Here is a 1,012-nt window from a genome sequence, read left to right as displayed (position 1 = left end):
TCCTCGACGATGCCCGCCACCGCGCCGCAGAGCGTCGCGGCGTCGAACGCGCTCAGGTCCACCCCTTCGGGCAGCTCCTGGAGGATCTTCACCTCCGAGGCACCCTGCGCGTACGTGTACGGGAAGGTTCCGAGGAAGCCGTTCAGGAGTGCTTCGGCCTGGTCGATGATCGCGAGGACACCCTTCGGGATCAACGAGAGCGCGACGCGAGGTGCGACGTCATCCACCTGTGCGGTCGGGTAGACACAGGCCACGTAGATCGGGCACGCCTCTCCGCTGTCGGTGACCTCGTAGACGATCACGAGCGTGTCCTGCTCGTCGAACGCGTTGCCCTCGGTGGCAGTGATCGTGATCTTGGTCGGGTTCACCTCGGGCTCGGCCACCACCGTGTACTCGTCGGTGCTCTCCGGCACCGTCGTGTAGTAGGCGTTGTCCGGGCCACACTCATCGGTGACGTCCGGCTCCTCGGGGGCGACGACGACGCAGAGGTCGCCGGAGTCCTCGACGGTGTAGATGACCGGTGCGTCGGGGGTGAAGACGAAGCCCTCGTTGGCCGTGATCGTGATCGTGGTCGGCTTCTCCGCCGGCTCGGCCACCACCGTGTACTCCTCGGTGCTCTCCGGCACCGTCGTGAAGTACGCGTTGTCCGGACCACAGTCATCGGTCACTGCCGGCTCGTCCGGAGCCGTCGCAGGACACGGGGTGTTGGAGTCCTCGACCGTGTAGATGACCGGTGCGTCGGGCTCGAACACGAAACCGTCGTTGGCCGTGATCGTGATCGTGGTCGGCTTCTCCGCCGGCTCGGCCACCACCGTGTACTCCTCGGTGCTCTCCGGCACGTTGGTGTAGTACGCGTTGTTCGGACCACAGTCATCGATGACGTCCGGCTCGGCAGGTGCGGCACCGATGCACGGCTCGTCCGAGTCGACCGCCGTGTAGACGACCGGCTCGTCGGGGGTGAACACGAAGCCAGGGTTGGCCGTGATCGTGATCGTCGTCGGCTTCTCCGCCG

The 1,012-nt window shown here is 66.2% G+C and carries 1 protein-coding gene; it reads right to left on the bottom strand.

Annotation, left to right across the window (positions count from 1 at the left end; genetic code table 11):
• The coding region (locus tag ACOADB_RS07445) for a hypothetical protein (protein WP_378597332.1) at positions 1–965 on the bottom strand (965 nt) is incomplete at its 3' end.
• Between the last annotated feature and the right edge of the window lie 47 nt (positions 966–1,012).

It is taken from the genome of Nocardioides sp. CPCC 206348 (assembly GCF_048654705.1).
Lineage (GTDB): Bacteria > Actinomycetota > Actinomycetes > Propionibacteriales > Nocardioidaceae > Nocardioides.
Note: the sequence above shows the minus strand (reverse complement) of the source record. Positions and strands in the feature narration are given on the sequence as shown.